The sequence below is a fragment of the Methyloversatilis thermotolerans genome, assembly GCF_000372885.1.
GTDB classification, from domain to species: domain Bacteria; phylum Pseudomonadota; class Gammaproteobacteria; order Burkholderiales; family Rhodocyclaceae; genus Methyloversatilis; species Methyloversatilis thermotolerans.
The window spans coordinates 1-4127 of the sequence record NZ_KB889970.1 but is presented as its reverse complement, the minus strand read 5'-3'; the positions used below and the strand labels follow the sequence as shown (position 1 = coordinate 4127).

The following is a 4127-nucleotide window of genomic DNA, read 5'->3' as shown; positions in this document are numbered from 1 at the left end:
ACATGACTTCCAAGCAGATGCTCATGCAGGCCTCCACCGCCATGCTCAAGCAAAGCTCCAGCATGTCCCAGCTCGTCATGTCACTCATGCAGTAAGCAGCCTCGCGCCGAACGAAGGCCGGGCATCGCCCGGCCTTTTTCGTCGACCGGCGGCTCGTCGTGTCCGGTTGTTCGGGGCGTACCGTGACAGATGTCACGCCAGGGCGGTGCAGTGATTTATCGTCGGGGCCACCCTGCGTCGCCTTGTATCAGTGAGGGCGGACGAACTGCCCATCCGACGAACAGGAGATATCGACCATGCTGAGCCTGAACACCAATGCCGCCGCCCTGAACGCACAGAACTCGGTCGGCAGCACGCAGAAGGCGCTGTCCACCTCGATGACCCGCCTGGGTACCAGCTATCGCGTCAATTCCGCTATGGATGACGCCGCCGGTCTGCAGATCGCCACCCGCCTCAATGCGCAGACCCGCGGCATGGCGGTCGCACAGCGCAATTCACAGAACGGCATTTCGATGATGCAGACCGCCGAAGGCGCATTCACCGAAATCACCAACATCCTGCTGCGCATGAAAGACCTCGCCACCGAGGCGCGCAACGGTGCATCGAACGCCGATGACAAGACCGCCATGAATGCCGAGTACCAGCAACTGGGATCGGAAATCGGCAACATCCTGAACAACACCAAGTTCGGTGGTCAGGCTCTGCTCAATGGCGCCGGATCCCTGCAGGCCGGCGCCATCACCTATCAGATCGGCGCCGCCGCAGCGGAAACCATGTCGGTCGACGTATCCACCGATCTGGCCGCGCTGGTCACCGACCTCACCACTCCGGCAACGCTCGGCGATCTGACCACCGCCGCCAACGCCGGCACCGCCATCGGCGACATCGAAGGCTGGATCAACGACGTCGGCGGTGTGCGCGCCCAGCTCGGCGCCGCATCCAACCGCCTGGACCATGTCTATAACAACCTGGCCAACATGAAAACCAATACCGAACAGGCGCGCGGCCGCATCATGGATGTCGACTACGCCTCGGAAACCGCAAACATGACTTCCAAGCAGATGCTCATGCAGGCCTCCACGTCGATGCTCAAGCAGAGCTCCAGCATGTCGCAGCTCGTCATGTCACTCATGCAGTAAGCGGAAATGCGCCGATCGAAGGCCGGGCGACGCCCGGCTTTTTTGATCCCGCCTTAAGACTCCGCCGCGGGCGGTCGCCTTGATTCGATGAGGGTGCCTGAGGTGCCCGATTCATCACCCGGAACAGGAGAAACACCATGCTCAGCCTGAACACCAACGCCGCCGCACTCAGCGCGCAGAACTCGGTCGGCAGCACGCAGAAGGCGCTGTCCACCTCGATGACCCGCCTGGGTACCAGCTATCGCGTCAATTCCGCGATGGATGACGCCGCCGGCCTGCAGATCGCCACCCGCCTGAACGCACAGACCCGCGGCATGGCGGTCGCCCAGCGCAACACCCAGAACGGCATTTCCATGATGCAGACCGCCGAAGGCGCGTTCACCGAAGTGACCAACATCCTGCTGCGCATGAAGGACCTGGCGACCGAAGCCTCCAACGGCGCGTCCAACGCCGACGACAAGACCGCCATGCAGTCCGAGTACGACCAGCTCGGTCTTGAACTGAAGAACATCATGACCAATACCAAGTTCGGCGGCCAGACCCTGCTGGCCGGCGGCACGATGGCGGCCGCCATCACCTTCCAGATCGGCTCGTCGGCGGCGGAAACGATGACCGTGAACGTCGGCACCGAACTGGGCGATCTGGTGACCTCTCTGGGCGCAGCGACGGCCAATTACACCGCCGCCGCTACCGGTACCGAACTGACCGGCGCCGCCAACGCCACCATCACCTTGCTGGAAACGGCTCTCGGCGATGTCGGCACGGTGCGTTCGGCGCTCGGTGCGGCATCGAACCGCCTGGACCATGTGTATAACAACCTGGCCAATATGAAAACCAATACCGAGCAGGCGCGCGGCCGCATCATGGATGTCGACTACGCCTCGGAAACCGCAAACATGACTTCCAAGCAGATGCTGATGCAGGCCTCCACTGCCATGCTCAAGCAAAGCTCCAGCATGTCCCAGCTCGTCATGTCACTCATGCAGTAAGCGGTCACGCACCGAGCGAAGGCCGGGCACTGCCCGGCCTTTTTCATTTCCGTGCCGCTTTCCGTCACAGAGGCATTTAAGTACAGGCAAATGCCAGTCGCCTTGACCAGATGAGGGCGACACGATGCCCCGGATGAGGACCCCACAGGAGAAACGAAATGCTGAGCCTGAATACCAATGCCGCCGCACTCAGTGCGCAGAACTCGGTCGGCAGCACGCAGAAGGCGCTGTCCACCTCGATGACCCGCCTGGGCACCAGCTATCGCGTCAATTCCGCGATGGACGATGCCGCCGGCCTGCAGATCGCCACCCGCCTGAACGCGCAGACGCGCGGCATGGCGGTCGCCCAGCGCAACACCCAGAACGGCATTTCGATGATGCAGACCGCCGAGGGCGCGTTCACCGAAATCACCAACATCCTGCTGCGCATGAAGGACCTGGCGACCGAAGCGGCCAACGGCGCATCGAACACCGATGACAAGATAGCGATGAATTCCGAGTACCAGCAGCTCGCTGCGGAAATCGGCAACATCATGACCAATACCAAGTTCGGCGGTCAGGCCCTGCTCAAGGGTGCCGGTTCGCTGGGCGCGGCTGCGGTCACCTTCCAGATCGGCTCGGCCGCCGCGGAAACCATGTCGGTCGACGTGTCGGCCAAGCTCACCACGCTGGATACCGGCTTCGCCACCGGTACCGGCAACGCGACCGCCACCTCGCTCGGTGAAATCCTGACCAGCGCGAACGCAACGGCCGCCATCACCCAGATCGAGGACCGCATCAACAAGGTCGGCGCGGTGCGCGCGGACCTGGGCGCGGCATCCAACCGCCTGGACCATGTGTATAACAACCTGGCCAACATGAAAACCAATACCGAGCAGGCGCGCGGTCGCATCATGGATGTCGATTACGCGTCGGAAACCGCGAACATGACCTCCAAGCAGATGCTCATGCAGGCCTCCACCGCCATGCTCAAGCAAAGCTCCAGCATGTCCCAGCTCGTCATGTCCCTCATGCAGTAAGCGGCCACGCGCCGAGCGAAGGCCGGGCACTGCCCGGCCTTTTTCGTTCACGCGCCCGGCGATGCCGGATACAGAAATTTAACAAGAGGACAGAACGGGTCGCCTTGTATTGATGAGGCCGGCGAAAAGGCCTGCACGAACATCCGAACAGGAGATATCCAGAATGCTCAGCCTGAACACCAACGCCGCCGCACTCAGCGCGCAGAACTCGGTCGGCAGCACGCAGAAGGCGCTGTCCACCTCAATGACCCGCCTGGGCACCAGCTATCGCGTCAATTCCGCGATGGACGATGCGGCCGGCCTGCAGATCGCCACCCGGCTGAATGCGCAGACGCGCGGCATGGCGGTCGCCCAGCGCAACACCCAGAACGGCATTTCCATGATGCAGACCGCTGAAGGCGCCTTCACCGAAGTGACCAACATCCTGCTGCGCATGAAGGACCTGGCGACCGAAGCCGCCAACGGCGCATCGAATGCCGACGACAAGACCGCCATGCAGTCCGAGTTCGATCAGCTGGGGCGCGAGCTGAGCAATATCGTCAAGAACACCAAGTTCGGCGGCCAGTCCTTGTTCGACGTGGGCACCAACGCCGCTGCGGTGACCGGCGGCACAAGTACCTTCGGTGCCACGGCTGGTGTGACCTTCCAGATCGGTTCGGCCGCCGCGGAAACCATGGTGGTGAACGTGTCGGCCAGCGTGGCTGCGCTGACCAATGACGCGGGCGGCCTGGGCGCGCTGAGCGCCACCTACCGGACCACCGCCACCGGCACCACAGTCGGTACCGAGCTGACCGCGACCGCCAACGCCACCATCACGCTGGTGGATACCGCGCTGACATCGGTGGGTACCGTACGCTCCGCGCTCGGCGCGGCGTCGAACCGCCTGGAGCACGTGTACAACAACCTGGCCAACATGAAAACCAATACCGAACAGGCGCGCGGCCGCATCATGGATGTCGACTACGCCTCGGAAACCGCAA

4 protein-coding genes are annotated in these 4127 nt (G+C 62.8%); all 4 read left to right on the top strand.

Features of this window, described 5'->3' with window-relative positions; genetic code table 11:
- Positions 1–296 precede the first annotated feature (296 nt).
- Positions 297–1139 carry a flagellin N-terminal helical domain-containing protein gene (locus A3Q7_RS0119055; RefSeq protein ID WP_018413510.1) on the top strand — a complete coding sequence of 281 codons (843 nt, stop codon included), beginning with the start codon at positions 297–299 and terminating at the stop codon, positions 1137–1139.
- 137 nt (positions 1140–1276) lie between these two features.
- Positions 1277–2128, top strand: coding sequence for a flagellin N-terminal helical domain-containing protein (locus tag A3Q7_RS0119050; RefSeq protein ID WP_018413509.1), 852 nt, complete (start codon positions 1277–1279; stop codon positions 2126–2128).
- A 158-nt stretch (positions 2129–2286) separates the two neighbouring features.
- A complete protein-coding gene (locus A3Q7_RS0119045) occupies positions 2287–3147 on the top strand; it encodes a flagellin N-terminal helical domain-containing protein (protein ID WP_018413508.1) in 861 nt (286 codons plus the stop codon).
- A 163-nt stretch (positions 3148–3310) separates the two neighbouring features.
- On the top strand, positions 3311–4127 hold an 817-nt coding region (locus A3Q7_RS0119040), incomplete at its 3' end, for a flagellin N-terminal helical domain-containing protein (RefSeq protein ID WP_018413507.1).